This is a genomic window from Pelagicoccus mobilis (assembly GCF_016595505.1).
GTDB lineage: Bacteria > Verrucomicrobiota > Verrucomicrobiia > Opitutales > Opitutaceae > Pelagicoccus > Pelagicoccus mobilis.
The window spans coordinates 1-26,853 of the sequence record NZ_JAENIL010000072.1 but is presented as its reverse complement, the minus strand read 5'-3'; the positions used below and the strand labels follow the sequence as shown (position 1 = coordinate 26,853).

Sequence of the window (26,853 nt, the reverse complement as noted above, 5' to 3'; positions counted from 1 at the left end):
TACGAGAGCTGCAAAAACGAGTGCTGAGTAAGAGAGTACTGTGATCATGGTGTGTTAGGTTAAGAGTTGATCGGTTTTCTTGGTGTTTCTGATTCTCTTATAACTTAGAGCGTGCCAACTAAGGTCGCTGATTTGTAAGTTGTTGGTTTTTAGGAAGAAAAGAGTTGTTGAAAACTTTCCTCCGATTTTCGGGGGTGGGTTCGTCCCATTTCTGGAACATCTGGAATCCCAAAAGTGAGGCGAAACAAGGCGCTTTTTGAGGTTGGTTTCGGTGTTGAGCGGGAATCTTCGCTTGTAAGAGTGAGGAAGCTCTCTGTATTGCTTATTTCATCTCCTAGTATGAGCCCCGAGTTAGCATCACCCCGACTTATGGATAGAAGACATTTTTTGAAAACGGGCGCCGCCGCGGCGACCTCATTTATGGTATTGCCCAATTGGGTTGTGGGAAATGGTCCTTCCCCGAACAGCAAGGTCAACATTGCGGTGATCGGCGTTGGGGGACGTGGAAAGAACCACGTAGATGGTTATGAAAACGAAAACATCGTGGCTCTTTGCGATGTGGATGACGAGCGGGCGGCCTATTCCTACGAGAAGCACCCGAACGTTCCGCGTTTTCGGGACTATCGAGAGATGTTCGATAAGATGGGGGATAAGATCGACGCGGTGTCGATCGCCACTCCGGACCACATGCACTATCCTATCGCTCTTTGGGCCTTGATGATGGGCAAGCATGTCTACTGCGAAAAGCCGCTCGTGCGAACGATTTGGGAAGCTCGTCAGTTGAAGGCGGTTGCGGCCAAGGCGGGCGTGGTGACTCAGATGGGGAACCAAGGCCACACCTACGAAGGGCTGCGCTATATCAAGGAGTGGACTCAGGCGGGGATCCTCGGCGAGGTGAAAGAGGTGATGCACTGGTCGAATCGCCCGATTTGGAGACAGGGGGAATTGACCCGCGCGAACGAGAAGGTGCCCGCGACCTTGGACTACGACCTCTGGCTTGGAGTAGCCCCAAAGAAATCTTTTGATTCCAATATTGTTCCATTCCAGTGGAGAGGCTGGAAGGACTACGGTTGTGGAGCGATTGGCGACATGGCTTGCCACATCATGGACTCCTCTTTTTCCGGGCTTGGTCTGGATCGGCCTTTCGCGATCGAGGCGAGCGCGAGCGGATCGCATGCGGAAACCTTCCCGAACTCCGAGACGATCTCCTATCGGTTCGCGAATCCGAATGGCGGCAAGCCGATCAAAGTTACCTGGAGTGACGGCGGACGCTTGCCGGACTTGAAGAAGGCGCCTGGAGTTCCGGCGGACTTCTTTGCCGAAAGGGTGGACGGGCAAGGGCGCAAGCGTAAGAGCAATGAGAACGGCACCTTCATCGTGGGCGACAAGGGGACGCTTTGGACGGACACATACAGCTCGACGGTTAAGGTTTTTCCGGAGGACTATTTCAAGCAGCTCCGCTCGGACAAGGCTTTGCCCAAGAAGACGCTTAAGCGTGTGAAGGGCGGACCCTTCCGCGAGTTTGCGGAGGCGATCCGCAACGGGGAGAAGGCGGGCTCTGACTTCCAGTACGCAGCAGACTTCACCGAGACCGCATTGCTCGGGATCGTGGCTTTGGAGGCGGGGGAGAAAATCAAGTACAACGCCAAGAAGGGCGTTGTTACCAATCTGCCTGAAGCGAACAAGTATCTAGAAAGTCAATACGACTATAAGAAGGAGTTTTTGCCTGCTTAGCTGCTGTCTTGAGCTGAACTATTTCACGCCCTGTTCTCGCTTCCGCGAAACAGGGCGTTTTTGCGTGCGGGTTTCTCCGTTTTTAGTTTTTAAATAAAATAATACCATTTATTAATTATTTAGGGTTGTTGATAGTCAGGAGCTTAAGGCGCCCTTTCCTAGGGAGAGGATTGGAATGGGGCGTTTGGTCGACTTTGGCGGTACGATCTTCACTTGCCTGAATGGGGGGCTTCACTAGATCCGAATCTCTACGTGAGTCCAAACTGGCGGCTGTTCCGAGAAGCTGGATTGGGGCGCGTTTTTCTGCCGGTTGTGGTGTAATTGATGCGTGAATACGTGTTGGTCGAAGCGATCGGCGTCGTTCGGTTTTCGAGCGAACGATTCCTCTACAGTCCACTAACCCCTTGCACCTTCTGAACCTGTTTCATCGATCTCGTGTCTAAGTATACGAGGCCGAATCTCCTATTCCTTTTTGCTTATGAAAACCTTAGATGATGTCTCTGCTGCTAGCTCCGAAACCAGCCTCGATGTGGGGTATGGGCAAAAGATCCTTTTGGATCCGAGGGAGGATTTGTTGGGTGGATTGAGTATCGATCGGGTGTTCACCTTGGATGGGAAAAATCCTTATGAAGCGATCACTTGGGAGCGTCGCGACGTCGTGATCATGGATTGGAAGACGGGCAAGCCGAGCTACGAGCGCAAGGGGGTGGAAGTGCCTTCCTTCTGGGCGGAGAACGCCCTCAAGATAACGGCGAGCAAGTACCTCTTTGGTCGGGACCCGGACACGCCCGAGTACGAGGATTCGCTCCGCCACGCGTTTGACCGAATCGCCAACACCTACACGGTTTGGGGATGGCGGCATGGCTATTTTGCCAGCGAGACGGACGCGGTAGCCTACAACCACGAGTTGAAGTATTTGCTGGCTTACCAGATGTGGGCCCCGAATTCGCCGGTTTGGTTTAACATCGGCCATTGGGAGCAATGGCGTTGGGGGCGGCCGGACCTGCGTAAGAGCATGGACAACCGGGGCAATCGTGCTTTCAAGGCGATCATTCCGGAGGGCGATAGCGACGATCACAATCTTGAGGTGAAGGAGATCGCTAACGCTTACACGCATCCGCAGGCGTCGGCTTGTTTCTTGATGGGGATCGAGGACTCCATGGAGACCATTTTGAGTCATCAGATTGCGGAGGGCGGCGTCTTTTCCAGCGGCTCTGGCATTGGCGTGAACCTCTCGTCGATTCGTTCCTCCAAGGAGCCTATTTCGGGTAAAGGCTTCGCTTCTGGCCCTATCTCCTTTGATAAAGGCTTCGACCGCATGGCGGGTGCGATCAAGTCGGGCGGCAAGACGCGTCGGGCGGCTCGCATGGTGCTGCTCTTTGCGGATCACCCGGACATTTTTGAGTTCATCAAGGCGAAGAATGAGCAAGAGGACATCGGCAAGATCGTGCTGCGAGAGCACAACGTTTCGGTGGCCTTGAAGCGGAAGGCGCAAACGTATGCTCAGAAGGGTTCGCCTGCGGAGCGTATGGCGGCTCGCATCGTGCTAGATATGCCGATGGTTACCGACCGCCAGTATGACTCAGGAATGGACGATCTGCTGTATGGAGAAACCTTGGCTCATCAGAACGCGAACCACTCGGTTTCGCTGAAGGGCGATTTTTGGAAGGCGTACCAAACGAAAGGCGAGTATGCGACGCGTTGGGTGAGCGATCCGACGAAGGTGGAGGATACCTTCAAGGCGGAGGAGATTCTCGACGCGATCGCCGAGTGTGTCTGGCACAACGCGGAGCCCGGTACGCACAACAACGATTTCATCAACATCTGGAATCCTGTGAAGGCGGATGGCGACATCTACACGAGCAACCCTTGTTCGGAGTACCTGCACCTCAATTTCACCTCTTGTAATCTCTCCAGCTTCAACGTGTTCCGTTTCTACGATCGCGATGCGAAGAAGATGCGCGTCGAGCCGTTGCAGAAGGCGATCCGTCTGGCGATGATCGCGGCGGACCTGAATATCGAGGAAGGCGGTTTTCCGATTTCTGAAATCGCAGCTGGCACTTTGCGTTACCGTACCACGGGTATCGGATACGCGAATGTGGGTGGCTTGCTGATGGCGATGGGGATTCCTTACGACAGCGACGAAGGTCGTCTGATTTCTAGCCAGCTTGTAAGCTTGTTGACTTCGACTTGCTGGAAGGCGAGCGCGGAAATGGGGCAGGAGCTCGGGGCGTATCCAAGATTTGAATCCACGGAGAAGGATCTTCGTGAAGTGCTTGAGCTGCACAAGGCGGTTCAGGATCTCTCCGGCGCGTTCGCGCATGGCAAGGACATCGAGAAGGAGGCGGAAGCGATCTTCAAGTCTCGTAGCTCTCGCTTACCCATGGCTCAGGGCTTGACTGCCTTGGATGTGCTGCGTGGCTATGCGAAGAGTTTTGAAAAGCACTCCGTTGAAGTTCCTGGTATCGCTCGCCAATTGCAGGACGTGAACGAGGAGACTTGGAGCGAGGTGCTCGAAGCGAAGCGTTACCGCAACAGCTTCACGACGGTGATGGCTCCGACTGGTACCATCTCCGCTCCTATGGGCGTGTATGACGAGGGCACTACATCGGCCGAACCGGACTACACCTTGGTGAAGTACAAGAATCTCTCCGGTGGCGGAATGCTCAAGATGTTTAACACTTTGGCCCTCGAAGGGCTTCGCACTCAGGGCTACAGCAACCAGCAGGTGTGCGAGGCGGCCTTGGAAGTTGCCGGTTTGGACGGCTTGTTCATCGCTTGCGGTTCAAGCATGCCCGCGGTGATTCGCCATCTTCGCCAGTACATCGACGAGGATCAGGTGGGCCCGATTCGTCATCAGCTAAACGAGCTGATCGGTTTCAAGATCGGCGACATCCCGAAGCTCGAGGCCTTCCTCACGGAATTGCATGAGAAGGGGCAAAACGGTTCGGCGGACGAGATCGAGTCTGTGGTGCTTTCCGGTTCGAGCCATGTTGAGAACATACCTTGGCTGAAGGCTGAGCACGTTGGCGCTTTTGATTGTTCGGCGACTTCTGGAGATGGGAAGCGTTCGATTCAGCCCAAGGGGCATATGCGGATGTTGGGAGCGATCCAGCCGTTCCTTTCCGGGGCGACATCCAAGACGGTTAATCTGCCTTATACCGCGAGCCGGGAGGATATTAAGCAATGTCTGGTCGACTGCCATGAGATGGGAGTCAAGTGCGTGGCGCTTTATCGTGCGGACTCGAAAGGGATTTCTGTATTTAATGTGGATACGCCGGAAGGGCGTAAGTGGAATCCGGATTGCGTCTGGGACGATCTGGTGGAGGGCGTGCGCCAGCAAGTTGGCGAGATCGTGACGGAAGCGAGCAAGCCGCGTCGGGTGCGTTTGCCGGGGCGCCGTATTTCGCAGACGCTTAAGTTCGAGGTCGGCGGCGGCATCATGGAGGGGTTCCTGACGGTCGGGATCTATCCGGACGGCAGCTGCGGCGAGGTCTTTGGCAGAGTGGGGCAAGCGGGGTCGTTTGCCAATGGCATGTTTGAGAGCTTCTGTAAGGCCTTCTCGATTTCGCTGCAATATGGAGTGCCGCTCTCGAGCCTTATCGAGTCGTTCCGTTACACTGCGTTTGACCCGAGTGGATTCACGAAGGTGGGTGACCAGGAGGGAGTCGCCGACCAGATCAAGACCTGTAAGAGCGTGGTCGATGCGATGATGCAGATCTTGCAATGGCTTTTCCCGGAATCCAATGGGGAGCGGCTGATCGATTTCGCAGGTGTTGCGGCTCCTGCTGTGGAAGCGCAAAGCGGTGAAGTGACGATCAAGCCAGCTGAGGATAAGCCGACCTCTCTATTTAAGAGCATCCAAAACAAGAGCGCGGAATCGTGTCCGAAGTGCGGCAGCATGGCCTACGTGCATGATGGGAAGTGCCGTTCTTGCCGTGATTGCGGCTTTAAGGATGGAGGTTGTGGAGAGTAGGACGCTCTGCGGGTTGATTCCGTGGGTTTTGAGCGCTAGTCTTTGTCGATTGATACTGAAATACTATAGAACGATTACTTTATGAAAAGTGGAGATCCGGAACCGATTAGTGATTTGTCGCTTGTGATGGCGACTAAACTTGCCTCGCCTTCGCGCACCGTGGACGTGGTGGCGAAAGCGAGCCAGTGGCTGAAAGCTTCGCTCAAAGGCGCTGGCGTGGCGTTTAGCTACTCGTCTTGCGAGGAGGAGGATCACTATGGGTTTGCGGCGATCACGATCGTGAGAAAATACCGTGGGGAGCCCGCTTGCTTGGACATCAAGATCGCGGAGATACGGGATCGGGCTTACATTTTCGCGGAGGTTCGTTCGTTGGGGAAATTCGAAGGTACGATGTTCCCTTTCTTCGGCGACTTGCACTCTGATGACGAGCGCGACCTGTTGTTGCACTACATCGCTGACTTTGTGATCAGCGCGGACGAGTAGTTTGAGCGAAGTTTAGGTTTTCGAGAAGCGGCGTACGATAGGTGCGTCGCCTTTTTTTTGGTTATCGCTGAATACAGTGAAAGACGCGTTGTGGTGACATGCTCGGATCTTTGCCGGTGGAGGTGGCTTTGTGTCCGTTGGGGACAACGGACGCTACCTGAAAGGCTTGTGCTCTGCTGTCAGGTTTCGCGACTTCCCGCAATGCCTATTCCGCTTCGGCAAGCTGGTCGGACACTTCGGACCAGGTTTCGTAGGCGGTTTCGATTTTGGCTTTGTTGGCGTCGTAGGTGGTGAGGACTTCCTGGGACTTGGCGTTGTCTTTGTAGAAGTCGGGATCCGCCATCAGCGTTTCGTATTCAGATTGTTGCGACTCTAGTTCGGCGATCTCGGCTTCGACCTTCTTGAGCTTGTCTTTGAGTGGTTTGAGCTTGGCTTGTTGCTGGGCTCTGAGGCGACGTTGCTCTTTGGGGTTTCCCTTTGACTCTTTTGGTTGACGTTGTTGCGGCGGCCTCGGCGATGCCGCCCTACCTTGAGCTGCTAGTTGCTCTTCGCGTCGTCGCAGGTAGTCGGATACGTTTCCGGGGTGGAGGGAAAGGCCGTCTTTGCGGACTTCTAGGACTTTGGTTACGATGCTGTCTACGAAGTCGCGGTTGTGGGATACGATGAGGAAGGTGCCGGAGTATTCGTCGAGGGCTCGTCGGAGCACGTCTTGCGAGCGGATGTCGAGGTGGTTGGTTGGCTCGTCGAGGATGAGGAAGTTTGCTGGCTGGACCAGCATCTTGGCGAGAGCGACGCGGTTGCGTTCACCGCCGGAGAGGACTTTGACTTTTTTGAAGACGTCGTCGCCTTGGAAGAGGAAGGAGCCGAGGATGGTGCGAAGGGTGGTGTTGTTTCCGACTTCGGCTACGCGTTCGATGGTTTCGAAAATGTCGAGCGATGGGTCGAGTTCGTCGGCTTGGTGCTGGGCGAAGTAGGATATGCTTGTATTGCCGCCGACAATACGTTCGCCGCTTTGGTAGGGCTCTACTCCGGCGAGGATTTTTGCTAGGGTGGTTTTGCCGGCTCCGTTGACTCCGACGACGGCTATGCGGTCGCCGCGTTCGATGCGGATGTTGGCGTCTCGGATAACTTGGAGCTCGCCGTAGGATTTGCTGAGGTCTTGGACTTCAATGACGATTTGACCGGAGCGTGGCGGGGCTGGGAAAGAGAAGGCGACTTCGCTTTGATCCTGCTCGATCTCGATGCGGTCGACTTTTTCGAGAGCCTTGATGCGGGATTGTACTTGCTTGGCTTTGGTGGCCTTGGCTCGGAATCGCTCGATAAAGCGTTCGGTTTTCGCGAGCTCGCGTTGTTGTTTGACGTAGGCTTTTTCGAGTTGGGTTCGGCGTTCGACGGAGGCTGACTCGTACTTGGAGTAGTTGCCTGTGTAGACGGTGAGGGCTCCTTGGTAGACTTCGAATGTGCGGGTGGTTAGGGAGTCGAGAAAGGCGCGGTCGTGCGAGACCATGAGCAGCGAGCCGTGATATTTTCGAAGGAAGCCCTCGAGCCAGGATTGGGATTCGACATCGAGGTGGTTGGTCGGTTCGTCGAGGAGAAGGAGGGAGGGTTGGGCGAGCAGGAGTTTGGCGAGGGCGATGCGCATTTGCCAGCCGCCGGAAAACTCGTCCGTCATCCGTTTCATATCGGAGGATTGGAAACCGAGGCCGAGAAGGATGGACTCGATACGGGAGGGGAGGCGGGCGACGTCGAGGTCTTCCAGCTGGAGCTCCCATTCGCCGAGCAGTTCGAGGGTTTCGGCGTATTCTTCGGATGCTGTATCGAGATCGTTGAGACGAGTGTTCGCCTCTTCAATTTTTTTGTTGAGCTCGATGATGTTGGTGAAGGCGGAGTGGACTTCGTCGTAGAGCGTTTTGCCGTGGGCTGCTATGCCGTCTTGGGGCAAGTATCCGATGGAGACGTAGTTGGCTTTGTCGATCCCTCCCGAGTCGTAGGGTTCCTTGCCGGCGAGGAGTTTGAGGAGGGTGGTCTTGCCAGCTCCGTTCGCCCCGACGAGACCGATGCGGTCTTTGGCTCCGATGGATGCGGTGGCGTCGCGGAAGAGGTAGCGTTCTCCGTATTGGAGCGTGATGTTGCGTAAGGTAATCACTTCGAGGAATCGAGAGAGAGGTAGGCTTCGAACGGAAGTGTGGCGCAGCGGATGCGGCTGGGGAAGGAGAGGACTCCGGATAGGGCAGCTAGGTCGCCGGGGAGATCGATGGTTTCTGGTTTCTCTTTGAGTCTGGATACGAGGGAGTCGGCGAAGGCGGCGGCTTCGGGAGTGGGGAGGGTGGCGAGGTGCTGGGTCATCATGCTGGCGGAGGCGAGACAGATGGTGCAGGCTTGGGCGGTGAAGGTGATGTCGCCGTTTTTTCGATACACGGTGATTTCGTCTCCGCAGAGGGGATTTCGGATGGTCGTTTTCTCGGCCTCGGGCAGCTCGTGGTTGTTGTGCGGCTGCTTGCTGTGGGAGAGCAGGGTCTCTTGGTAGAGTTTTTTGAGATCTGGATTCAAGGGGAGTGATTACTCGGTTGATGCGGCAACGACGGAGCGTTGCCCTCCTACATGAAGAGGAGGGAGGTTTTCTTGAGGGCTGCGGCGAGGGTGTCGACGTCTTCGGGGGTGTTGTAGAGGGAAAAGGATGCGCGGGCGGTGGCGGGGACGCCGAGGCGTTGCATGAGGGGTTCGCAGCAGTGGTGTCCGGAGCGGATCGCGACGCCTTCGGTGTCGAGCACGGTGCCGATGTCGTGCGGGTGGGCTTCGCCCATGGTGAAGGAGATGGCTCCGGAGCGGTTGCGTGGGTTTCCGATGATGCGGAGGCCGTCGACTTCGGAGAGTTTGGCGACGGCGTAGTCGATTAATTGGGATTCGTAGTCGTGAATGGCTTCGAGGCCGACGCCTGAGAGGTAGTCGACTGCGGCGCCGAGTCCGATGGCGCCTTCGATGTGGGGAGTGCCGGCCTCGAACCGGGAGGGCGGCTCTTTGAAGGTGGAGCCTTCGAAGGTGACGTGGGAGATCATGTCGCCTCCGCCTTGGTAGGGACGCATGCCGTCGAGGAGTTCGCGGCGTCCGTAGAGCGCTCCGATGCCGGTGGGGCCGTAGATCTTGTGCCCGGAGAGGACGAGGAAGTCGCATCCGAGCTCTTGCACGTCGACCGGCATGTGCTGCACGGCTTGGGCGGCGTCTAGCAGTGTGGGAACGCCTTGGGCTTTTGCTTGGGCGAGGAGGGGCTTCACGTCGTTGACGGTGCCGATGGCGTTGGAGACGTAGGTAAGGGAGAGAAATTTGGTACGCTCGTTCAGGAGTTCGTCGAAGGTGCTGAGGTCGAGGTCGACGTCGTCGGTGACGGGGATGACCTTGAGTTTGGCGCCGGTGCGTTCGCAGAGGAGCTGCCAGGGGACGATGTTGGCGTGGTGTTCCATGGCGGAGATGAGAATCTCGTCGCCGGGCTGGAGGCGGGGTTCGACGAAGGAGTGGGCTACGAGGTTTACGGACTCGGTGGTGCCGCGGGTGAATACGATTTCGGAGTCGTCTGCGGCGTTGAGGAAGCGGGCGATCTTGCCGCGCGCTTCTTCGTAGGCGCCGGTGGCTTCGGTGGAGAGGAGGTGGACGCCGCGGTGGATGTTTGAGTTTTCGTTGGCGTAGTAGCGGTTGATGGTGTCGATGACGTGCTGCGGCTTTTGGGTGGAGGCGGCGTTGTCGAGATAGACGAGGGGCTTGCCGTGCACCTGGCGTTGCAGGATGGGGAAGTCGGCTCGCACGTGGGCGAGTGCTTCTGGGATGCTGGGTGGCGTGGGCTGGCTGGCTGGTTGCGTCATGACGGGGCGACAGTGGAGTGTGAAGTGTTTAGTGTGAAGTTTGAAAAGCGATTTTTAGCGTCGGGGCGCTGGCTGGGTGGTGCGTGTATATTGTTGGCTTGCTTCGTGTAAAACGGGGGAGCATATACGCTGGATGCCATTTTCAGGACTCGGGCTATCGGAACCCATCAACAAGGCGCTTAGCGAACTCGGCTTCGAGAAGCCAACTCCTATCCAGGAGCAATCGATCCCGATCATTTTGAAGGGCAAGGATTTGATTGGCTCAGCTCAGACGGGTACTGGCAAGACCGCGGCGTTTGGATTGCCGATCCTGCAGCGCATCGTTCCTGGCAAGCCGTTCCAGTGTTTGATCCTTGAGCCGACGCGCGAATTGGCGGCTCAGGTGGAGGAATCGCTGAAAGTCTTTTCGAAGCATTTGGGGATCAAGATCGGCCTGATCTACGGTGGCGTGAAATATGGCGGCCAGTTGAAGATGCTGGAGAGCGGCGCGGAGATCATCGTGGCGACTCCGGGGCGTCTGTTGGACCATTTGAACCAGAAGAACCTGTCGCTCAAGGGGATGGACTATCTTGTGCTGGACGAGGTGGACCGTATGCTGGACATGGGCTTTTTGCCGGACGTGAAGCGGATCGTGCAGAACTACTGTTCGAAGGAGCGTCAGACTTTGCTTTTCACGGCGACGATGCCGCCGGCGATCAAGACTTTGACCGGCTGGGTTTTGAATGATCCTGCGATCGTGGAGATCGGGCAAAATCGTTCTGCGGCGGAGACGGTGAGCCATGCGTTTTACCCGGTGGTGGAGCGTCAGAAGTACAAGCTGCTGATCGAGCTTCTCGAGCGTACTCACTTTGAGAGCGTCCTGATTTTTACGCGTACTAAGTTCAACGCGGATATGATTTGCCGTCGTTTGGAGCGGCTGAACCACTCGGTGGTGGCTCTCCACTCGGATCGTTCCCAGTCTGAACGTACGGCGGCCTTGAAGGGCTTTAAGGATGGCAAGTACGAGGTGCTGGTCGCGACCGACATTGCGGCTCGTGGTCTGGATATCGCGGGCGTGACGCACGTGATCAACTACGACGTGCCGTTGCATGCGGAGGACTACGTGCACCGGATTGGCCGTACGGGACGTGCTCAGCGCGAGGGCGACGCGTTTACGCTTTTGACCGAGGATGAAGTGAAGAACGCGGCGGCGATCGAGCATTTCATCGGCAAGAAGATCGAGCGCAAGAAGCTCGATGGCTTCAACTACATGTATTCGGCGCTCTTCAACGCCCAGGAAAAGTCCGCTGCGGGCGGCACGCGTTCGCGTTTGTTCGGGCGTTCTGGCCGAGGCCGATAGGACTAGGGTCGTCTCGTTTGCTTAGTTGCTAGGCTGGCGAGGCTTGAAGCTCGTTCCATTTGGAGACGATTCGGTAGGCGAGCTGGTAGATCTCGCGCGGGTCGAAGGGTTTGTAGACGATTTGGACGAGGCAGTTCTCGCCAAGTTCGCTTTTGAGCGTCTCGTGAGTGTGATCGGAGTAGGCGCTCACGATCACGAATCGCATTTCCGGATCGAGGCGGCGTAGTTCGCGAATGGTTTCTAGCCCGTCCCAGCCAGGGGGCATGCGCATGTCGACAAATGCCATTGGGTAGCGGATGCCTTTGGCGAGGTGCTTTTCCACGAGTTCGACGGCTTCCTCCCCTTGGAAAGCGGATTGGAGAGTGAAGTTTCGATGACGGGATTCGTTGGAGGACTCGGCTTCGTCTCCTAGAAGGAGGGCTTCGAGCTTCTCGAGTTCTGACTGCTCGCCATCGTGCGGATTGGGGCAGAGAACGGATTGGTAGTCCCGGTGGATGGAGTGGTTGTCGTCGACGACAAGTATGGAGCGATTCTCTAGGCTGGAGAGGTCGATGTGCGAAGTGGAGCGTGCCATTTTGTGAAGAGTCGGAATGCGGTAGTTGGGCGACTTCGCATGGATTTGCAACTCCACTTAGGTGATAGCACTAGGTTTTACGCTCTTTTCAAAACAGTACCTAGCCTTCGATGGACAGGAGGTCGGCTTCGCCGTTTTGTCTGACTAGGACTCGGATGGATTGTGGAGAGGAGGCTGTATTTACGGATGGGTAAGGGGCGAAGGCTACGATGGCGAATTGTGGGAGTCCGCTTTCGATGACGCGGGCGGAGGTGGCGTCGTAGCGATTGTGGCGCTTGCGGTTTACGAGCTCGATTTGGGCGATGGCGATCGCTTCGGCTTGGGAGAGGCCGTCTGAGAGGTCGATCGATTGGAGGCTTCGGGAGATGTTTTGGTAGCTTTGGTTGTCGATGCCGCCGTATCCGCTTTGCTGGCTTCGAGCGATGGCTTGGCCGAGATAGCCGAGCAATCGATCGAAGTCGATGGAGCTGCCTAGAGTTTTGACGGCCCGGATTTTGAGGATTTGGCTGTTTACTCCGGAGAGGAGGAGTTGTCCTTCTTTGGCGAGCAGCGATTCGTCGTATTGAAACTCGCTCTGAAGGAAAGCGGTGCTTGAGAGTCGGGCCGTCTGTTGCGGGCCGATCTGGAGATTTCGGTAGGGCTTGGTACGGGCGGCTTTTTCTAGGTCCTCGATGGCGCTCTGGAAGCTCTGCTGGATGACCTCTGGCTCCGTCCCTGTAGGGATGATGCTGGCTTGTAGGTCGAAAACGAATACGTCGATGCGAGCGTCGGAGCTATGGTAGGTGATGGCGAGCCCGAGCCCAGGGGTTTTGTTTTCGAGGTTTACGATTGGTTTGCGGTAGAGCCTTCCTAGGGCGCCAGGGAAGTAGATGCCGGTCTTGGCGTCGAAGTAGTGGGCGGGGGCGAGCTCGACTTTGCGTGGCGGAGGGGGCTTGGGGGCTGTCTCGCAGGAGCTGAGGAAAGCGGCGAGAATGAGGCCGCACAGGAGAGCGAAATGAGCGTATGCTGATTTGGCTTGCTGGCGGGGCGACGATTTCACTTTAGGGGGAGCGGAAACTGGGAGCGGAGAGAATGAGTTGAAACGATACAGAGCAAATTGTTCATTCCTTTGTTTGGAAAGAACTTAAGCGAGTTTGTCGATTCTCTGGATTAGCGACGGAGGTCGGCGGGGCGTCGATCGATTTCTCGGTAAAACTGTTCACGAACCGCGTTGAGCGCCCGACGAGCGGCGATGGGGTCGCTGCCTAGGATTTTCAGGCTCCAGCAGGGGCCTTTGGCGAGCTTGCTTGCTCCGATGCGGGCCCCGTCGGACTGTAGTTCGTAGATCGATTTCCAGAAGTCGCTGCTATCGCTTAGTTTTTCGGAGGCGAGCAGAACTGAAATGTAGAAGGGGCAGGCGTCGCCGAGTTCATTGCTCCAGGATGAGTGGGTTCCGTTTTCGGGCTGAACTCGATGCTTCTCTAGCAAGGAAAGCTCGTTGTCGTAGCGAAGGGATAGCCGATTGCTGAATCGGCGGAAGAGGAAGGACTCTTGGTGGGCGATTCGGCCAGGGGCGATGGCTTCGATGAAGAAGAGCTCTCCTCCTTTTTCGACTCTAATACCGGTCTTTTGAGTGAAGGCGCTTTCGCCTTGGAGGATTAGCCATTCCGGATTGCTTTCCAAGAACCCTCCTTTGGCGACGTGAAAGGTTTGTGTCCAAGTCGCTTCGCTCTCTGGATCCATCTTGTGGATACGCATTGAAGATGGATTGGAGAGGGTGAGGCAGGCGTCTTCTTCGATTTCGATTTCAAGGTCGACGGAATCGCCAGCGAGCATGCCCGCTGTGGGGCACATGAGGTTGAGCAGCAGGTTGCTGCCGTTCCAGTAGGGCTTGGAGATATGGATCGGGGTCTTGAACTCTTTCCGAGAAAGGATGCACTTGCCGCTGTCGTCTCTTGTGCAGGTGGCGTAGAGATGGCCAGCGACGTAAGGGCGTGCTGAGGAGGTGGAAGCGAGTGTCTTCAATGTGCGGGTGCGAGCTGTCGACACTCTAGAAGAGGTATTCTTTTTTTAACCACGCGATAACGTCGTCGAGTCCTTTGTGTGACTTGAGGTCGCAAAAAATGAATGGGCGGTCCGCACGCATCTTCTTCGAGTCGCGGTCCATGACATCGAGGTCGGCTCCGACGTACTTTGCGATCTCGATTTTGTTGATAATCATGAGATCTGAGTATTGGATGGCAGGGCCTCCTTTGCGCGGGATCTTGTCGCCTTCGGCAACGTCGATGACGTAGATGAAGGCGTCTACGAGTTCGGGGGAGAAGGTTGCTGAAAGGTTGTCGCCGCCGGACTCGATGAGAACCGCTTGAGTGTCCGGGTGGCGTTCGAGCAGTTCGTCGATGGCTGCCATGTTCATGGAAGTGTCGTCGCGAATGGCGGTGTGCGGGCAGCCTCCGGTCTCGACGCCCATGACGCGGTCGGCTTCGAGGGCGTTGTTACGTACTAGGAATTCGGCGTCTTCGCGGGTATAGATGTCGTTGGTGATGGCGACGAGATTGTATTCACTTCTTAATGACTCGCAGAGTCGAAGGAGGAGCATTGTCTTGCCGGAGCCGACGGGGCCGCCGATGCCGATTCGTACTGGGCGTGAGTTGTTCATTTGCTTAGGAGATTAGGTGTTAGGAAGTTTGGACTTTAGGAAATGAAGAGTCGGGAGAAGGCTTGTTCGTGGCGTTGCGAGGCGATGTCGAGGGTGGGGAGAAACGCTCCTGCGAATTCGCGTTCGATGGAAAGGGAGGCGTTTATTATGGTCTCGATATCCTGTATCGCCGAAGTGAGTACGGTCTGTGCTCCTTCCTGGCCAATGCGGATCAGTTTGAGGGATGCGGCGCAGGGGGCGGCGAGGGCCTGGTAGCTCCAGGAGGCGAGGGTGGGGCCGAGGGGTGTTTGCAGTTCTACGTTTTCTGCGGCGAACACGGTCAGGTGGTGTGGGGTGACGCGTTTTGCTTTCTTTAGTTCGAGGAGTTGCTCGAAGAGGGGCGTCGGGCGGAGCTTGCTAATGAGCCTTAGGCGTTGTTGCCCTTGAGCGGAGCTTGCTTGGCGAAGTTCTTTGGATGGTTTGCTGGCTCCGATTTCCTCGTCGAGCTCGCAGATCTTGGTGGTGTCGGCTTCTTGAGCGGCCTCGTAAGTGAATCTTAAATACGGGAGTTCGAATTCCTGCAGGTTGATGTAGACGATCGACTTCAGGTATGTGAGGAGGGAATCTTGGTCGTGAACTTCTCCGGAGGCGCAGAGCTCTTCGAGTCCGTAGGAGTGTGCGTAGGACCCGATGGGAAAGAGCGGGTCGGTGGTTTGCAGCATGTGGGGAAGCCAGGTGAGATTCATCGTGTTTGGGATTGAGCATTGGTTTTTGATGAAATCTTTCGTGACAGACCAGCTTCTTCTGTGGGAGCGGGCGGTATTAATTGGGGCAGCTATTTTGAATGAGAAGAAGCCTAGCTTTTTGGAGTGGCAAATTGTCGGAATCCGGCAGGGGATATGGGGCGTTTGATCACCCCTACCCTGAAATGAATCGATTCATCCTTCTTTTTTCGCTGGCTGTCTGGCCGGCAAGCCTTGGCTTCGCTCAGTCGTCGACCCAGTTTGGCGAGGAAGCGGACGTGCTGAAGAGAGGTGGTGAGCTATTTGAGACGCTTTGCGCGTCTTGCCATAGCTTTGAGCGGGACGCGATCGGTCCAGCGCTCGGTGGTGTCTTTGATGAGAGCGAGAAGGCGTGGCTGTTCAGGTTTATCAGGGATCCGCAGGCGGTTATCGATAGCGGCGATGAACGGGCGAAGCAGTTGAATGAACGTTTTAGCAGCGTAATGCCTTCGTTTGGGCTGAGCGACGATGATATTGAGGCGGTTTTGGCGTACTTGTATGCAAATCGGATGAAGGCGAGTTCTGAGGCTGTCGGGCAGGGTGGCGAGAGAGTAGGCTTGAAGGACCCTATTCCGGGGGGAATTGAGCGGTCGGATTTGATTCTCGAGTTAGAGGTCTTTGCTCGTGTTCCGCCGAGCTCTGATACGATCCCGGTGGCTCGGATCAACAAGCTGGCGGGCGTGTTCGATCACGGAAGAGAGCGGATATTTGTGAATGACCAGAGGGGAGTGCTTTACGAAATCTTCGAGGGGGAGGTTCGTGTTTTTTTGGATTTGGCGAGGGCGCGGCCTGGGTTCGTGCATCGTCCGGGATTGGCGACGGGGTTTTCGAGTTTCGCCTTCAGTCCTGATTTCGAGGAGGACGGCCTGCTGTACACGCAACATGCGGAAGCAGGTGACGCAGGGCGGGCGGATTTTGCCCTCCCGCCAGGCCGGAAGGCGAAGTTGCAGTATGTAGTGACGGAGTGGCGAGTAGACTCCGGGAATGGTGAAGTGATGCTGGATGGTAGTCGGGAGCTTTTTCGAATCGAAATGGTGGATACGTCCCACGGGATGCAAGAGCTCGTGTTTAATCCTCACCTGAAGAAAGGGGATGCTGCGTATGGCTTGCTTCACATTGGGATAGGCGACGGGGGCGCGAGCTATATAGGTCGAACGGATTTGATCAGTGGAGCGGAGCTTGCGTGGGGGACTATTTTTCGGATCGATCCGAAAGGGGGTAACGGGCGAAATGGTGAGTATGGAATTCCTGACCTGAATCCATTTGTTGGGCACGCTACCGCGCTACCGGAAATTTATGCCTACGGTTTTCGGAATCCTAATGTTCTCAGTTGGGATTCAGGGGGACGCTTCTTTGTTGCGGATATCGGTCACTGGCAAATCGAGGAGCTGAATCGTGTTGAAGCCGGCAAAGATTACGGTTGGCCGTATTTGGAAGGGACCTTTGAAATTGATCTGAACGGTGACCAGTCTCAGGTGTATCCAAGGTCTGGAAACTATCCTGATGCTGTCGACCCGCTACTGCAGATTGATCACGATGAGATGATGGCGATCGCGGGTGGTTTCGTTTACGAGGGAGACCGTTTGTCGGACTTGACTGGATACTACCTCTTTGGAGATATCGCTACAGGACGAGTCTTGGTCGCGAGCGAATTGGCGGCTGCGGTTGCTCGGGTTGGAGAAGTCCAGGTTTCGCTGGCCGGTGAGATTACTCGTTTGGCGGAGTTGGCGGGAAATGAGCGTGCTGATCTGCGAATTGGCAGGGACGCTTCGGGGGAGCCTTACTTGATGAGCAAGACCACTGGAGTGATCTGGAAAGTGGTCGGGACCCGAAGAGGGTCGCCTTAGTGATGATGGTGGGCAGCTGCGTTTGAGGGAGGTTGGAAAACTGCGGTGGCTTCTTCGAATGGAATGTCTGAGCGTTCTAGCATTTGGCGAACAGCGGGATCGTCCTCGGCGAGGATGGCGTTGGATTCGAAGGCGGCTTTGAAGTGCATGTTGCCGATCATCCAGCCGTAGAGGGCTGCCTGTTCGGCGTCGGCGATTTCGATGCGGAGGACAGGTTCGGGGGCTTGATCGATAAGGTAGACCGCTTCGTCTGTCTGGTGAAAGGGCGTGCCGTGCTTGAGCGGGTGGGGGAGGTCGAATCCGAAATCGGTGCCGTCGTCAGCTGTAGCTCGGAAGCGGCGTTTGGCGAGTTTTCGACGATCGATTTTTAGTGGTATCCGAGTTTTGGATTCGGGGATGTCGTGAAAGTGGGTGGTGATGAGGTGCATCGATGGCGAATCTTAATCATCCTCTTCCTCATAATCTTGATCTGGGGATTAAGAGGGTGATTAGGAAGAAGATTATGATTAGAACAAGAAGTAGCGTTGGGCGAGGGGGACTTCGGTGGCGGGCTCGCAGGTGAGGAGGGTGCCATCGGCTTTTACTTCGTAGGTTTCGGGATCGACTTCGATCTTCGGGGTGGCCTCGTTGTGTAGCAGGTCTTTTTTGCTGATGTCGCGGGTGCCTTTGACGGCTACGAGTCGCTTTTTGAGGCCGAGCTTTTCGCCTTCGCCGCTTTCGAGAAAGGCTTGGCTGACGTAGGTGACGGAGGTGCTGTGCTTGGCTTGGCCGTGCGCTGCGAATTGCTTGCGGTAGAAGGTTGGCTGTGGTGTCGGGATGGAGGCGTTGGGGTCGCCCATGTTGGCGAGGGCGATGAGTCCGCCTTTGAGGACGAGCTCTGGCTTGACGCCGAAGAAGGCGGGTTTCCAGACCACTATGTCGGCGAGCTTGCCGACTTCGATGGAGCCAACCTCGTGGGCGACGCCGCAGGCGATCGCTGGATTGAGCGTGTACTTCGCGATATAGCGGAGGGCTCGGAAATTGTCTGCGTCGGGGTGTGTATCCGAATCGAGCTTACCGCGTTGGACTTTCATCTTATGCGCGGTTTGCCAGGTGCGGGAAATGACTTCGCCTACGCGGCCCATGGCTTGTGAGTCGGAGGACATGATGGAAAAGGCTCCGATGTCGTGCAGGATGTCTTCGGCGGCGATTGTTTGCGGGCGAATGCGTGACTCTGCGAACGCGACGTCTTCGGGGATCTTACTGTCCAAGTGGTGGCAGACCATGAGCATGTCGAGGTGCTCATCGATCGTATTCACTGTGTAAGGACGGGTAGGGTTTGTGGAAGAGGGCAGTACGTTTAGTTCGCCGCAGACCTTGATGATGTCTGGGGCGTGGCCCCCGCCGGCTCCTTCGGAGTGGAAGGTGTGGATGACTCGGTTTTTGAAGGCGGCGATGGTATCCTCGACGAAGCCGGATTCGTTGAGCGTGTCGGTGTGGATGGCGACTTGCACGTCCATCTCGTCGGCGACGCTGAGGCAGGTGTCGATGGCGGCGGGGTGGGTGCCCCAGTCTTCGTGAAGCTTGAGTCCCATGGCTCCGGCGGCGACTTGCTCGCGGATGGAGTCTGCGTTGGAGGAGTTGCCCTTGCCCATGAAGCCGAGGTTCATGGGGTACTCGTCGGCCGCTTCGAGCATGCGGTGGATATTCCAAGGGCCGGGGGTGCAGGTGGTGGCGTTGGTGCCGGTGGCTGGACCGGTGCCGCCCCCTGTCATGGAAGTAACGCCGGAGGCGAGGGCCTCGTCGATTTGCTGTGGGCAGATGAAGTGGATGTGGGAGTCGAAGCCGCCTGCTGTGATGATGTGGCCTTCGCCTGCGATGACTTCGGTGGAGGCGCCGACGGTCATGCCTTCGGTGACTCCATCTTGGATGAGCGGGTTGCCTGCGTGACCGATGCCGGAGATGCGGCCGTCCTTGATGCCGATGTCTGCTTTGATGACGCCTTGGACTGGGTCGAGGATAGTGGCGTTGGTGATGACGAGATCGAGGGAGTCGGCTGCGAGGGCTTTGGGTGATTGGCCCATCCCGTCGCGGATGACTTTGCCGCCGCCGAATTTGACTTCGTTTCCGTAGCCGCCGTTTTGACTCGCTCCGCTCGGGCTTTGCCCAGCCCCTTGGGCTGCCCCCCTCCGCGCTGCTGCGCCGGCGATGAGGTCGCGTTCGACTTGTATCAGGATTTCGGTGTCACCGAGACGGACTTTGTCGCCCACGGTGGGGCCGAACATTTCTGCGTATTGGCGGCGGTCAAATTTGAGGCTCATATTGGTGAACGTTTAGTCTAGGTTTGGAAAGAATAGGAATGAGGTGAGGGTGGCGAGGGAGCGTAGGAAGTCTTCGTCCTCTCGGCTCCATTGGCGGACGCCGCGGCGGTTCTCGCAGCATAGGACACCGACTGGGACGTGGTCGTCGTGCAATATGAAGTCTAGCAGCGAGTGGATCCCGTTGGGCTCGAAGTAGGATTCGGTGAATTCCTTGGTGGCGATTTGGGTGCGAGCCATGGGCGCGTTGACGATGTTTTCTTCGACGATGGCTTTAAAGTACCTGGGGTAGTCTTCCTTTTTTAGGACGAGGCCGGAGGTGTAGGTTTCGTCGAGGGCGTCGTAGCGGAGCTGGCACTCGATTTGGGTCTTCTTTTCGTTGAAGGTCCAGACGCTGGTGAGATCGGCGTCGAGTTGCTCGGCGGCGTCGATGCAGACTGACTTGAAGATTTCTTCTTTGGTGGCCTTGGTTCGGTCGGCCAGCAGTTGCTTGGTTTTAAGCATCGTCTTCGAAGCGGACTCTGGAAGGGGGGTGTTCAGAGCGGGCCGTCGACTTTGTTGTTGAGTCCGTAGACTTCGCGTTTACCGGCGAGGGCGACGAGCTCGACTTCTTTCGAGTCGCCTGGCTCGAAGCGGACTGCGGTACCGGCCGCTATATTAAGGCGGAAGCCTCGGGCGGCGTCGCGATCGAAGTCGAGGGCGCTGTTTACTTCGAAAAAGTGGAAGTGGCTGCCGACCTGGATGGGGCGGTCGCCGGTGTTGCTGACGGCGAGGGTGACGGTGGCGAGCCCCACGTTTGCTTCGTGTGGGGCTCCGTCGGCGGGGATGATTTCTCCGGGAATCATGGCAGCTATTGGATGGGGTTGTGCACGGTGACGAGCTTGGTGCCATCGGGGAAGGTGGCTTCGACCTGAACCTCGTGGATCATTTCGGCGACTCCGTCCATGACGTCGTCTTTTTTGAGCAATGTGGCTCCGTAGCTCATGAGCTCGGCCACTGATTTGCCGTCGCGGGCGCCTTCGAAAATCTCGTAGGTGATGATGGAAACCGCTTCGGGGTAGTTGAGTTTGAGGCCGCGGGCCTGTCTTCTGCGAGCGAGGTCGGCGGCGACGACGACCATGAGCTTCTCCTGTTCGCGAGGGGTGAGATGCATAGTATGTGAGTAAAGTGGAGCTAGGGTTAGGGAGGCTGGAGGGAAGATTAGCCCGCTTCAAGAGCGAGGGGATTTTTTTTGAGCAGGAAGCAAAAATTGAGCCATCGGGAGAGCTAGGGGAATGATCTAGGGCGTAATACTTTTTGAGCAAAACGTATGCTCAATATTGATCGTTTTTAAAGATCGTGATGCGAAAAATTCATGGATCGGTTCAAAATTCGAAAAAATCCGAGGGTTGGCCCGCCAGTTGCTAGATGGAGGGCGAGCGTCGCTCCTCTAGGCGATTGCCCAGCCTCGTTCTGGAGAAACACCAAACCCTCTGATAACTATATTATGAAGAACCTTAAAAAACTATCTCTCGGCCTCGCGTCAGCAGCCGCACTCTTCGGTTCCTCCCTCACGGCGGAAGAAACCGTGAAGGTGGGCGTTCTCCACTCTTTGAGTGGCACCATGGCGATCAGCGAAACCTCTCTTCGCGACATCCTTCTTTTCACTTTCGATGAAATCAACGCAGCTGGCGGTGTACTCGGCAAGAAGATCGAGCCGGTCGTAGTTGACGGTGCATCTGACTGGCCGACCTTCGCTGAGAAGGCCGAGCAGTTGCTCGCTCAGGACAAGGTTTCCGCGACTTTCGGTTGCTGGACTTCTGTTAGCCGCAAGTTCGTTCTCCCAGTTTACGAAAAGTACAACGGTCTTCTTTTCTACCCAGTTCAGTACGAAGGTGAAGAGTTGTCTCCAAATATCTTCTACACGGCTGAAGCGGTAGGCCAGCAGGCGATCCCAGCGGTTGATTACCTCCTCGAGGAAGGCTACAAGAAGTTCTACCTCATCGGTACTGACTACGTTTACCCGCAGACTACTAACCTCGTATTGTTCGAGTACCTACAGTCCAAGGGCATCAAGGTTGAGAACATCGGCGGTGGCCTCCGTAAGGATGCGAGCGGCGAAGTTATCTCCGCTGGTAAGTACACTCCATTCTCTCACAGCGACTACCAGCAGATCGTTGCTGAAATCAAGGCCTTCACTGCTTCTGGTGACGCTTGTGTGATCAACACTATCAACGGTGACTCCAACGTTTCTTTCTTCAAGGAAATCGCAGCTTCCGGCATCACTGCTGACGACTGCCCGATCGTTTCTTTCTCTCTCTCTGAAGACGAGTTCCGTTCACTTCCAACTAAGGACCTCGTAGGTCACCTTGGATGCTGGACATACTTCATGTCTCTCGACACTCCAGCCAACAAGAAGTTCGTTAAGAACTTCAACAAGTGGCTCAAGACTGCTCCAGCTGGCGTACAGAAGGAAGGTCGCGTAACCTGTTCTCCAATGGTTCTCTCTTACAACGGTGTTTACCTCTGGAAGGCTGCTGTTGAGAAGGCTGGCACTTTCGAGCCGGAAGCGGTTATCAAGGCTCTCGAGTCTGGTATCTCCTTCGACGGTCCTGGCGGCACGGTTACTTCTCAGAAGAACCACCACCTCACCAAGAACGTATACATCGGTGAGACTCTCGAAGACGGTCAGTTCGAAATTCTCGAGTCTTACGACAACGTTTACGGCGAGCCATTCCTCAAGGGCACTTTCTAATCGTAGTAGTCTAGCCGACTATTGCTGATGACTTTGGTCGCCTGGCGTGTAACCCCCTTCGCGCCAGGCGATCTTTTTTCCGCTTTTATTCCTTTCATTCTCTCTCTCCTCTACCATGAAGAAGATCCTGCTATTGCTGGGGATCCTCGTGGCGACGCTTAGCGCTCAAGCGCAAGAAGACGCTACCCGAGATGTCCTGGAGCGGCTGGCGCTCGCCTCGTCGTCCGAACAATCCGCCATAACGGAAGAGCTTTCCGCTCTCGGTGATCCGTACATCAAAGACTTTGTAGATGCCTGGCGTACGGGCGAAGTTTTTTCCTATGATGTTTCGGAAAGCGAAACCATCGTCCTACGCAAGGTATCCGAAAAATTTAGACGTTTGTCTAACGATGAAATTTTCGAGATCGCGGACGAAGAAAACGACGAGAATCTAAGCAAGATCCGTCCATCGCGTAAGTTGCGTAAGGTTCTTAAGACCATTACGGACACCATCGATCTTTCATCTCCGGACCCCAGGGCTCGCATAGAGGCCGCTCTGAAGTTGGGGTTGAGTCAAAAGACGGACTACCTCGAGGCTCTTCAGAGCAAGATCGAGACGGAAGAAAACGAGAAGGTTCGTTTAAAATTTGAAGAAGCGATCAACATTAGTCTTCTAGCGAATGCGGAAGATGATGAGGCTCTTAAGCATTCGATCGCTCGCTTGGGCGAGCTTGCGTCGCTCCCCGCTCGCGACGGAATTATTGGTATCCAGAATGAGGCTACCGAGTCGGGTGACGCCGAGATGGTCGCTATTTGCGCTGAGGCAATCAAGGATATCGACTCTGCTCAGAAGACGATTGAGCGTTGGGGAAATCTCGTGCGAGGGATGAGTACGGGGTCGGTCCTGCTCATCGTTGCGTTTGGTTTGGCCATCACTTTCGGCTTGATGGGAATCATCAACATGGCCCACGGCGAGTTTATCGCGATTGGCGGATACACTTGTTATGTTGTGCAAAATTTGTTCGCGGACGCGTTTGGAACGCAGTCGGCTGCTTACCAATGGTTTTATTGGACGGCGATTCCGATCTCATTCGTGGTGGCAGGCGTTATTGGGTACGGACTTGAGAAGGGGATGTTCCGCTTTCTCTATAAGCGTCCTCTTGAGTCGCTTCTCGCGACTTGGGGTCTGTCGATGATCATGCAGCAGTTGTTCCGCTTGAACTTTGGAGCGGCGAACGTGCAGGTAAACACGCCTGACGTGTTGATCGGAAATTTTGAAGTGGCAGGAGTGGCTCTTAGCTACACGCGTATTTTCGTAATCGGTTTTGCGGTTTTTGTAATTTTGATGACATGGTTGCTTCTTTCGAAGACGAACCTCGGGCTCTATATCCGCTCGGTTATGCAGAACCGGAACATGGCTTCGAGCCTTGGTATTCCTGTTAGTAAGGTGAATTCACTGACCTTCGCGTTCGGTTGTGGTCTCGCCGCGCTTGCGGGGGCAGCTCTCTCGCAGATCGGCAATGTTGGTCCGACTATGGGGCAGACTTACATCGTGGATAGCTTCATGGTTGTAGTGGTTGGCGGTGTAGGAAATCTGCTCGGCGCCGGCCTTTCAGCGATGGGAATCGGAACGGTTGACCAGTTCCTCCAGCCGTATTGGGGCCCTGTGATGGGCAAGATTATCGTATACTTCGTGATCATCCTCTTCCTGCAGTGGAAACCTGGAGGATTGTTCCCGACCAAATCCCGCAGCATGGACGACTAGGAGGAAGCTGAAATGAATTTATTTGATAATAAGTTGGAAGCTAGGGGCTTCATCGTCGCAGCTATCGTATTGCTTTTTGCGCTACCGATGCTGAACGGGCTTACTTCGCCCGATTCTTTCCTTCACGTTTCGTCCTTCCAGATTTCACTCTGGGGCAAGTACGTGACCTATGCGATTCTGGCAATGAGCTTGAATGTGCTCTGGGGATACACAGGCATGCTTTGCTTGTGTCAGAGCCTGTTCTTCGCGTTGGGCGCTTATGCGTTTGGCATGTATCTCATGCTGCATGTTGGCGTGGATACAGTGTACAACACGGCGTTGCCGGACTTTATGGATTTCCAAGGTTACACTGAATTGCCTTGGTATTGGAAACCCTTTGAAAGCGCTCCGTTCGCGGTGCTTGCCGCTGTAGGGATTCCAGGAATCGTATCGTTCATTTTTGGTGTTCTCGTATTCCGCTCGCGGATCAAGGGCGTCTATTTTTCCATCATCACGCAAGCACTGACCTATGCTTTGATGCTGCTGTTCTTTAAGAACAACCTCGAGCTCTTCGGGCAGTCCTTCATCTTGTTTGGTGGAAACAATGGTTTGAACGGTTTTAAGGAGATTTTTGGAGCGTCGGTTGATTCCGCGTCAACTCAGAGATGGTTGTTTATCGCTAGCGTGCTTCTAATGCTGACTGTTTACCTCGCGATTGCGTGGGTGCTGAAGACCAAGTTTGGCAAGGTGCAGCAAGCGATCCGTGATAGCGAAAATCGTATTCGTTTTTCCGGGTATTCGACAACTACCTACAAGCTTCTGATCTTTACGGTGTGCGCGATGATCGCTGGTGCCGCTGGCGCTCTGTACGTGCCGCAGGTTGGGGGTATCAACGCGAATGAAATGACTCCGGCGAAGTCGCTCGATGTTGTGGTCTGGGTGGCATTTGGTGGTCGTGGAACAAAGTTCGGTCCGATCCTCGGAGCGGTTGTGGTGAGCTTGTTGAAGAGTTTCTTCCTCAGGGCCGCTCCTGACTCTTGGCTGATCATTCTCGGTGCGATCTTCATCTTCACCGTATTGTTTATGCCAAACGGATTGGTCGGATTGCCTCAGCAATTGAAACCGCTTTGGAAGCGTATCCGAAGCAAGAGTACAACTTCAACCGTTCCTGTTTCCTAATGGCTCACATACCAGCAGAAAAACACACGCCTCTCGTGTTGTCGGTAGAGGGGGTAACTAAATCTTTCGATGGCTTTAAGGCTATCAACGACTTGAACTTCTATCTTCGCGATGGCGAGTTGCGTACGGTTATCGGTCCGAATGGCGCTGGAAAGAGCACCTTTATGGACTTGATTACGGCCCGTACGAAACCGGACGAGGGCAAGATTAACTTCCATAAGGACAATGGTGAAGATGTGGATTTGACGCGCGTTCGCGAGCACCATGTCAGTCAGCTTGGAATCGGTCGAAAATTCCAGAATCCGACGATTTATCGTTCTCATACGGTTTACGATAATCTAAAGCTATCCCTCAGTGGAAAGCGCGGTTTGCTGCATTCTCTCTTTTACAAGGAGTCGGCATCTGACCGTGAAAAGATCTACGATGTGATGGAAACGATCCGCCTGAAAGATCATGCTCACGATCTTGCGGGGGCGCTCTCGCATGGGCAGAAGCAGTGGCTGGAGATCGGAATGTTGCTAGCTCAGGATCCGCGAATCATGCTGGTGGATGAACCGGCTGCGGGAATGAGCGATGAGGAAACCGAGCGCACCGGTGAGTTATTGCTCAGTCTGGAAGGTAAGCACAGCTTGATCGTCATCGAGCACGACATGGAGTTTGTTCGTCAGATAGCTAGCCGCGTTACGGTGCTGCACCAAGGGCATGTGCTCAAGGAAGGCAGCTTTGATTTTGTTAAAAGCGACCCGCAAGTAATCGAAGTTTACCTCGGTCGCCAAACGAGAAAGCACTAGGAGATTCGAAATATGGATACAGTAGTCGAAGAGACAGCCTCTGCTGGGGTGAAACAAGATTCCATGTTGCTCTCGGTACGCAACGTTTATGCGGGGTACGATGAGTCGATGATTCTGAAGGGAGTCTCGATTGATGTCCCTGAGAAAAAGGCGGTTGCTCTGCTAGGCCGTAATGGTGTGGGCAAGACAACCTTGCTAAACACGATACTTGGCCTTGTCGGTACGAACTCCGGCACCATAGAGTTTGCGGGCGATTCGATTGAGCGGATGCCTTCTGATAGGCGTGCTCGCATGGGGATTGGATACGTTCCGCAGGGGCGTGATATCTTCCCTGGATTGACGGTTTGGGAGAATCTCAACGTGAGTCTGCGTGTCGCTGGGGCGAAGGGCGCGGAGGCGGAGTCTAGGCTGCAATCTGTTTATGAGCTTTTCCCTGTTCTTAAGGATATGCTCAAGCGTAAGGGCGGCGTTCTTAGCGGTGGACAGCAGCAGCAGCTAGCGATTGGCCGTGCACTTTTGTTGAAGCCGAAGATCTTGATCTTGGATGAGCCGACGGAGGGGATTCAGCCGTCGATCATCGACCAGATTGAGGATGCGATTTATGCTATTCGCAAAAAGGGCGAAATGAGTGTTATCCTCGTCGAGCAGTATATCGACTTCGCTCGAAACGCTTGTGACAGCTTCTATATTTTGGAACGCGGATCGGTTGTTCAGAAGGGGGATATTAGCCTTCTCGACGATGATATGGTGGCTAAGTATTTGACCGTTTAGACATTCGCGATTCTGAGAACTGTTTTTTTTGCTGAAGTCTCTTCCGTATGGAAGAGGCTTTTTTTAGGCTAATCACCATCTTGCGGGGACGATTCTGTTTGCAACGCGTTGTAGGACTGGCGCTCGCCGCCACGCCGCATTGCAAGAGATGA

General features: G+C 55.2%; 23 protein-coding genes. 10 read left to right on the top strand and 13 right to left on the bottom strand.

Annotated features, from left to right (window positions below; all coding sequences use genetic code 11):
• Positions 1 to 369: 369 nt before the first annotated feature.
• From JIN87_RS24925 to JIN87_RS24915, 3 genes are all read left to right on the top strand, one after another.
• Complete coding sequence (locus JIN87_RS24925) at positions 370 to 1,734, top strand: Gfo/Idh/MocA family protein (protein ID WP_200358794.1); 1,365 nt, start codon at positions 370 to 372, stop codon at positions 1,732 to 1,734.
• A 478-nt stretch (positions 1,735 to 2,212) separates the two neighbouring features.
• On the top strand, positions 2,213 to 5,710 hold the full coding sequence (locus JIN87_RS24920) for an adenosylcobalamin-dependent ribonucleoside-diphosphate reductase (protein ID WP_200358792.1): 3,498 nt from the start codon (positions 2,213 to 2,215) through the stop codon (positions 5,708 to 5,710).
• A gap of 81 nt (positions 5,711 to 5,791) precedes the next feature.
• On the top strand, positions 5,792 to 6,193 hold the full coding sequence (locus JIN87_RS24915) for a hypothetical protein (protein ID WP_200358790.1): 402 nt from the start codon (positions 5,792 to 5,794) through the stop codon (positions 6,191 to 6,193).
• 205 nt (positions 6,194 to 6,398) lie between these two features.
• Here JIN87_RS24915 and JIN87_RS24910 read toward each other — a convergent pair whose 3' ends face one another.
• From JIN87_RS24910 to JIN87_RS24900, 3 genes are read right to left on the bottom strand one after another with little or no spacing between them, the layout of a single operon-like run.
• Positions 6,399 to 8,339, bottom strand: coding sequence for an ABC-F family ATP-binding cassette domain-containing protein (locus JIN87_RS24910; RefSeq protein ID WP_200358788.1), 1,941 nt, complete (start codon positions 8,337 to 8,339; stop codon positions 6,399 to 6,401).
• Positions 8,336 to 8,743: an iron-sulfur cluster assembly scaffold protein gene (locus JIN87_RS24905; RefSeq protein WP_200358786.1), complete on the bottom strand. Its 408-nt coding sequence runs from the start codon at positions 8,741 to 8,743 to the stop codon at positions 8,336 to 8,338. Before JIN87_RS24905 ends, JIN87_RS24910 begins: the two co-directional genes overlap by 4 nt.
• 47 nt (positions 8,744 to 8,790) lie before the next feature.
• Entirely contained in the window at positions 8,791 to 10,047 is a 1,257-nt protein-coding gene (locus JIN87_RS24900; RefSeq protein ID WP_200358784.1) for a cysteine desulfurase, read from the bottom strand.
• Between the two features lie 133 nt (positions 10,048 to 10,180).
• Here JIN87_RS24900 and JIN87_RS24895 point away from each other — a divergent pair, with 133 nt between their 5' ends.
• Positions 10,181 to 11,386, top strand: coding sequence for a DEAD/DEAH box helicase (locus JIN87_RS24895; RefSeq protein WP_200358782.1), 1,206 nt, complete (start codon positions 10,181 to 10,183; stop codon positions 11,384 to 11,386).
• A gap of 28 nt (positions 11,387 to 11,414) precedes the next feature.
• Here the strand turns inward: JIN87_RS24895 and JIN87_RS24890 are convergent, their stop codons facing one another.
• The 5 genes from JIN87_RS24890 to JIN87_RS24870 form a co-directional block, all read right to left on the bottom strand.
• On the bottom strand, positions 11,415 to 12,017 hold the full coding sequence (locus JIN87_RS24890; RefSeq protein ID WP_325176410.1) for a response regulator: 603 nt from the start codon (positions 12,015 to 12,017) through the stop codon (positions 11,415 to 11,417).
• 43 nt (positions 12,018 to 12,060) lie between these two features.
• A complete protein-coding gene (locus JIN87_RS24885; protein ID WP_200358778.1) occupies positions 12,061 to 12,999 on the bottom strand; it encodes a hypothetical protein in 939 nt (312 codons plus the stop codon).
• Between the two features lie 110 nt (positions 13,000 to 13,109).
• Positions 13,110 to 13,964 (bottom strand): urease accessory protein UreD, encoded by an 855-nt coding sequence (locus JIN87_RS24880; protein ID WP_200358776.1) that lies wholly within the window; start codon positions 13,962 to 13,964, stop codon positions 13,110 to 13,112.
• Positions 13,965 to 13,989: 25 nt separating this feature from the next.
• Positions 13,990 to 14,598, bottom strand: a complete 609-nt coding sequence (gene ureG, locus JIN87_RS24875; protein WP_200358774.1) for an urease accessory protein UreG — start codon at positions 14,596 to 14,598, stop codon at positions 13,990 to 13,992.
• A 35-nt stretch (positions 14,599 to 14,633) separates the two neighbouring features.
• Entirely contained in the window at positions 14,634 to 15,323 is a 690-nt protein-coding gene (locus tag JIN87_RS24870; RefSeq protein WP_200358772.1) for an urease accessory protein UreF, read from the bottom strand.
• Positions 15,324 to 15,505: 182 nt separating this feature from the next.
• Here JIN87_RS24870 and JIN87_RS24865 point away from each other — a divergent pair, with 182 nt between their 5' ends.
• A complete protein-coding gene (locus tag JIN87_RS24865; RefSeq protein ID WP_200358770.1) occupies positions 15,506 to 17,206 on the top strand; it encodes a PQQ-dependent sugar dehydrogenase in 1,701 nt (566 codons plus the stop codon).
• Here the strand turns inward: JIN87_RS24865 and JIN87_RS24860 are convergent.
• The 5 genes from JIN87_RS24860 to JIN87_RS24840 form a co-directional block, all read right to left on the bottom strand.
• A complete protein-coding gene (locus JIN87_RS24860) occupies positions 17,203 to 17,634 on the bottom strand; it encodes an urease accessory protein UreE (RefSeq protein WP_200358768.1) in 432 nt (143 codons plus the stop codon). The two genes, JIN87_RS24865 and JIN87_RS24860, sit on opposite strands and share 4 nt — an antisense overlap.
• Positions 17,635 to 17,712: 78 nt before the next feature.
• Complete coding sequence (ureC, locus tag JIN87_RS24855) at positions 17,713 to 19,506, bottom strand: urease subunit alpha (protein WP_200358766.1); 1,794 nt, start codon at positions 19,504 to 19,506, stop codon at positions 17,713 to 17,715.
• A gap of 12 nt (positions 19,507 to 19,518) precedes the next feature.
• Positions 19,519 to 20,007: a GAF domain-containing protein gene (locus tag JIN87_RS24850; RefSeq protein ID WP_200358764.1), complete on the bottom strand. Its 489-nt coding sequence runs from the start codon at positions 20,005 to 20,007 to the stop codon at positions 19,519 to 19,521.
• Between the two features lie 32 nt (positions 20,008 to 20,039).
• Complete coding sequence (locus tag JIN87_RS24845; protein WP_200358762.1) at positions 20,040 to 20,348, bottom strand: urease subunit beta; 309 nt, start codon at positions 20,346 to 20,348, stop codon at positions 20,040 to 20,042.
• 5 nt (positions 20,349 to 20,353) lie between these two features.
• Positions 20,354 to 20,656 carry an urease subunit gamma gene (locus JIN87_RS24840; protein ID WP_200358754.1) on the bottom strand — a complete coding sequence of 101 codons (303 nt, stop codon included), beginning with the start codon at positions 20,654 to 20,656 and terminating at the stop codon, positions 20,354 to 20,356.
• A gap of 333 nt (positions 20,657 to 20,989) precedes the next feature.
• Here JIN87_RS24840 and JIN87_RS24835 point away from each other — a divergent pair, with 333 nt between their 5' ends.
• The 5 genes from JIN87_RS24835 (at position 20,990) to urtE (ending at position 26,701) form a co-directional block, all read left to right on the top strand.
• Positions 20,990 to 22,237: a transporter substrate-binding protein gene (locus JIN87_RS24835; RefSeq protein ID WP_234033606.1), complete on the top strand. Its 1,248-nt coding sequence runs from the start codon at positions 20,990 to 20,992 to the stop codon at positions 22,235 to 22,237.
• A 115-nt stretch (positions 22,238 to 22,352) separates the two neighbouring features.
• The gene (gene urtB / locus JIN87_RS24830) at positions 22,353 to 23,981 is read left to right on the top strand and encodes an urea ABC transporter permease subunit UrtB (RefSeq protein WP_200358752.1); all 1,629 of its coding nucleotides are present in this window, start codon (positions 22,353 to 22,355) and stop codon (positions 23,979 to 23,981) included.
• Positions 23,982 to 23,993: 12 nt separating this feature from the next.
• The gene (gene urtC / locus JIN87_RS24825) at positions 23,994 to 25,139 is read left to right on the top strand and encodes an urea ABC transporter permease subunit UrtC (RefSeq protein ID WP_200358750.1); all 1,146 of its coding nucleotides are present in this window, start codon (positions 23,994 to 23,996) and stop codon (positions 25,137 to 25,139) included.
• A complete protein-coding gene (urtD, locus tag JIN87_RS24820) occupies positions 25,139 to 25,930 on the top strand; it encodes an urea ABC transporter ATP-binding protein UrtD (protein WP_200358748.1) in 792 nt (263 codons plus the stop codon). The genes urtC and urtD overlap by 1 nt, the downstream gene beginning before the upstream one ends.
• Positions 25,931 to 25,942: 12 nt before the next feature.
• Positions 25,943 to 26,701, top strand: a complete 759-nt coding sequence (urtE, locus tag JIN87_RS24815; RefSeq protein WP_234033605.1) for an urea ABC transporter ATP-binding subunit UrtE — start codon at positions 25,943 to 25,945, stop codon at positions 26,699 to 26,701.
• Positions 26,702 to 26,853: the final 152 nt, after the last annotated feature.

Excerpts from the sequence above, each read along its gene's own strand:
- JIN87_RS24925 (WP_200358794.1), top strand. The coding sequence starts at position 370 with ATGGATAGAAGACATTTTTTGAAAACGGGCGCCGCCGCGGCGACCTCA.
- JIN87_RS24920 (WP_200358792.1), top strand. The coding sequence starts at position 2,213 with ATGAAAACCTTAGATGATGTCTCTGCTGCTAGCTCCGAAACCAGCCTC.
- JIN87_RS24915 (WP_200358790.1), top strand. The coding sequence starts at position 5,792 with ATGAAAAGTGGAGATCCGGAACCGATTAGTGATTTGTCGCTTGTGATG.
- JIN87_RS24900 (WP_200358784.1), bottom strand. The coding sequence starts at position 10,047 with ATGACGCAACCAGCCAGCCAGCCCACGCCACCCAGCATCCCAGAAGCA.
- JIN87_RS24895 (WP_200358782.1), top strand. The coding sequence starts at position 10,181 with ATGCCATTTTCAGGACTCGGGCTATCGGAACCCATCAACAAGGCGCTT.
- ureG (WP_200358774.1), bottom strand. The coding sequence starts at position 14,598 with ATGAACAACTCACGCCCAGTACGAATCGGCATCGGCGGCCCCGTCGGC.
- JIN87_RS24870 (WP_200358772.1), bottom strand. The coding sequence starts at position 15,323 with ATGAATCTCACCTGGCTTCCCCACATGCTGCAAACCACCGACCCGCTC.
- JIN87_RS24865 (WP_200358770.1), top strand. The coding sequence starts at position 15,506 with ATGAATCGATTCATCCTTCTTTTTTCGCTGGCTGTCTGGCCGGCAAGC.
- JIN87_RS24860 (WP_200358768.1), bottom strand. The coding sequence starts at position 17,634 with ATGCACCTCATCACCACCCACTTTCACGACATCCCCGAATCCAAAACT.
- ureC (WP_200358766.1), bottom strand. The coding sequence starts at position 19,506 with ATGAGCCTCAAATTTGACCGCCGCCAATACGCAGAAATGTTCGGCCCC.
- JIN87_RS24850 (WP_200358764.1), bottom strand. The coding sequence starts at position 20,007 with ATGCTTAAAACCAAGCAACTGCTGGCCGACCGAACCAAGGCCACCAAA.
- JIN87_RS24845 (WP_200358762.1), bottom strand. The coding sequence starts at position 20,348 with ATGATTCCCGGAGAAATCATCCCCGCCGACGGAGCCCCACACGAAGCA.
- JIN87_RS24840 (WP_200358754.1), bottom strand. The coding sequence starts at position 20,656 with ATGCATCTCACCCCTCGCGAACAGGAGAAGCTCATGGTCGTCGTCGCC.
- JIN87_RS24835 (WP_234033606.1), top strand. The coding sequence starts at position 20,990 with ATGAAGAACCTTAAAAAACTATCTCTCGGCCTCGCGTCAGCAGCCGCA.
- urtB (WP_200358752.1), top strand. The coding sequence starts at position 22,353 with ATGAAGAAGATCCTGCTATTGCTGGGGATCCTCGTGGCGACGCTTAGC.
- urtC (WP_200358750.1), top strand. The coding sequence starts at position 23,994 with ATGAATTTATTTGATAATAAGTTGGAAGCTAGGGGCTTCATCGTCGCA.
- urtD (WP_200358748.1), top strand. The coding sequence starts at position 25,139 with ATGGCTCACATACCAGCAGAAAAACACACGCCTCTCGTGTTGTCGGTA.
- urtE (WP_234033605.1), top strand. The coding sequence starts at position 25,943 with ATGGATACAGTAGTCGAAGAGACAGCCTCTGCTGGGGTGAAACAAGAT.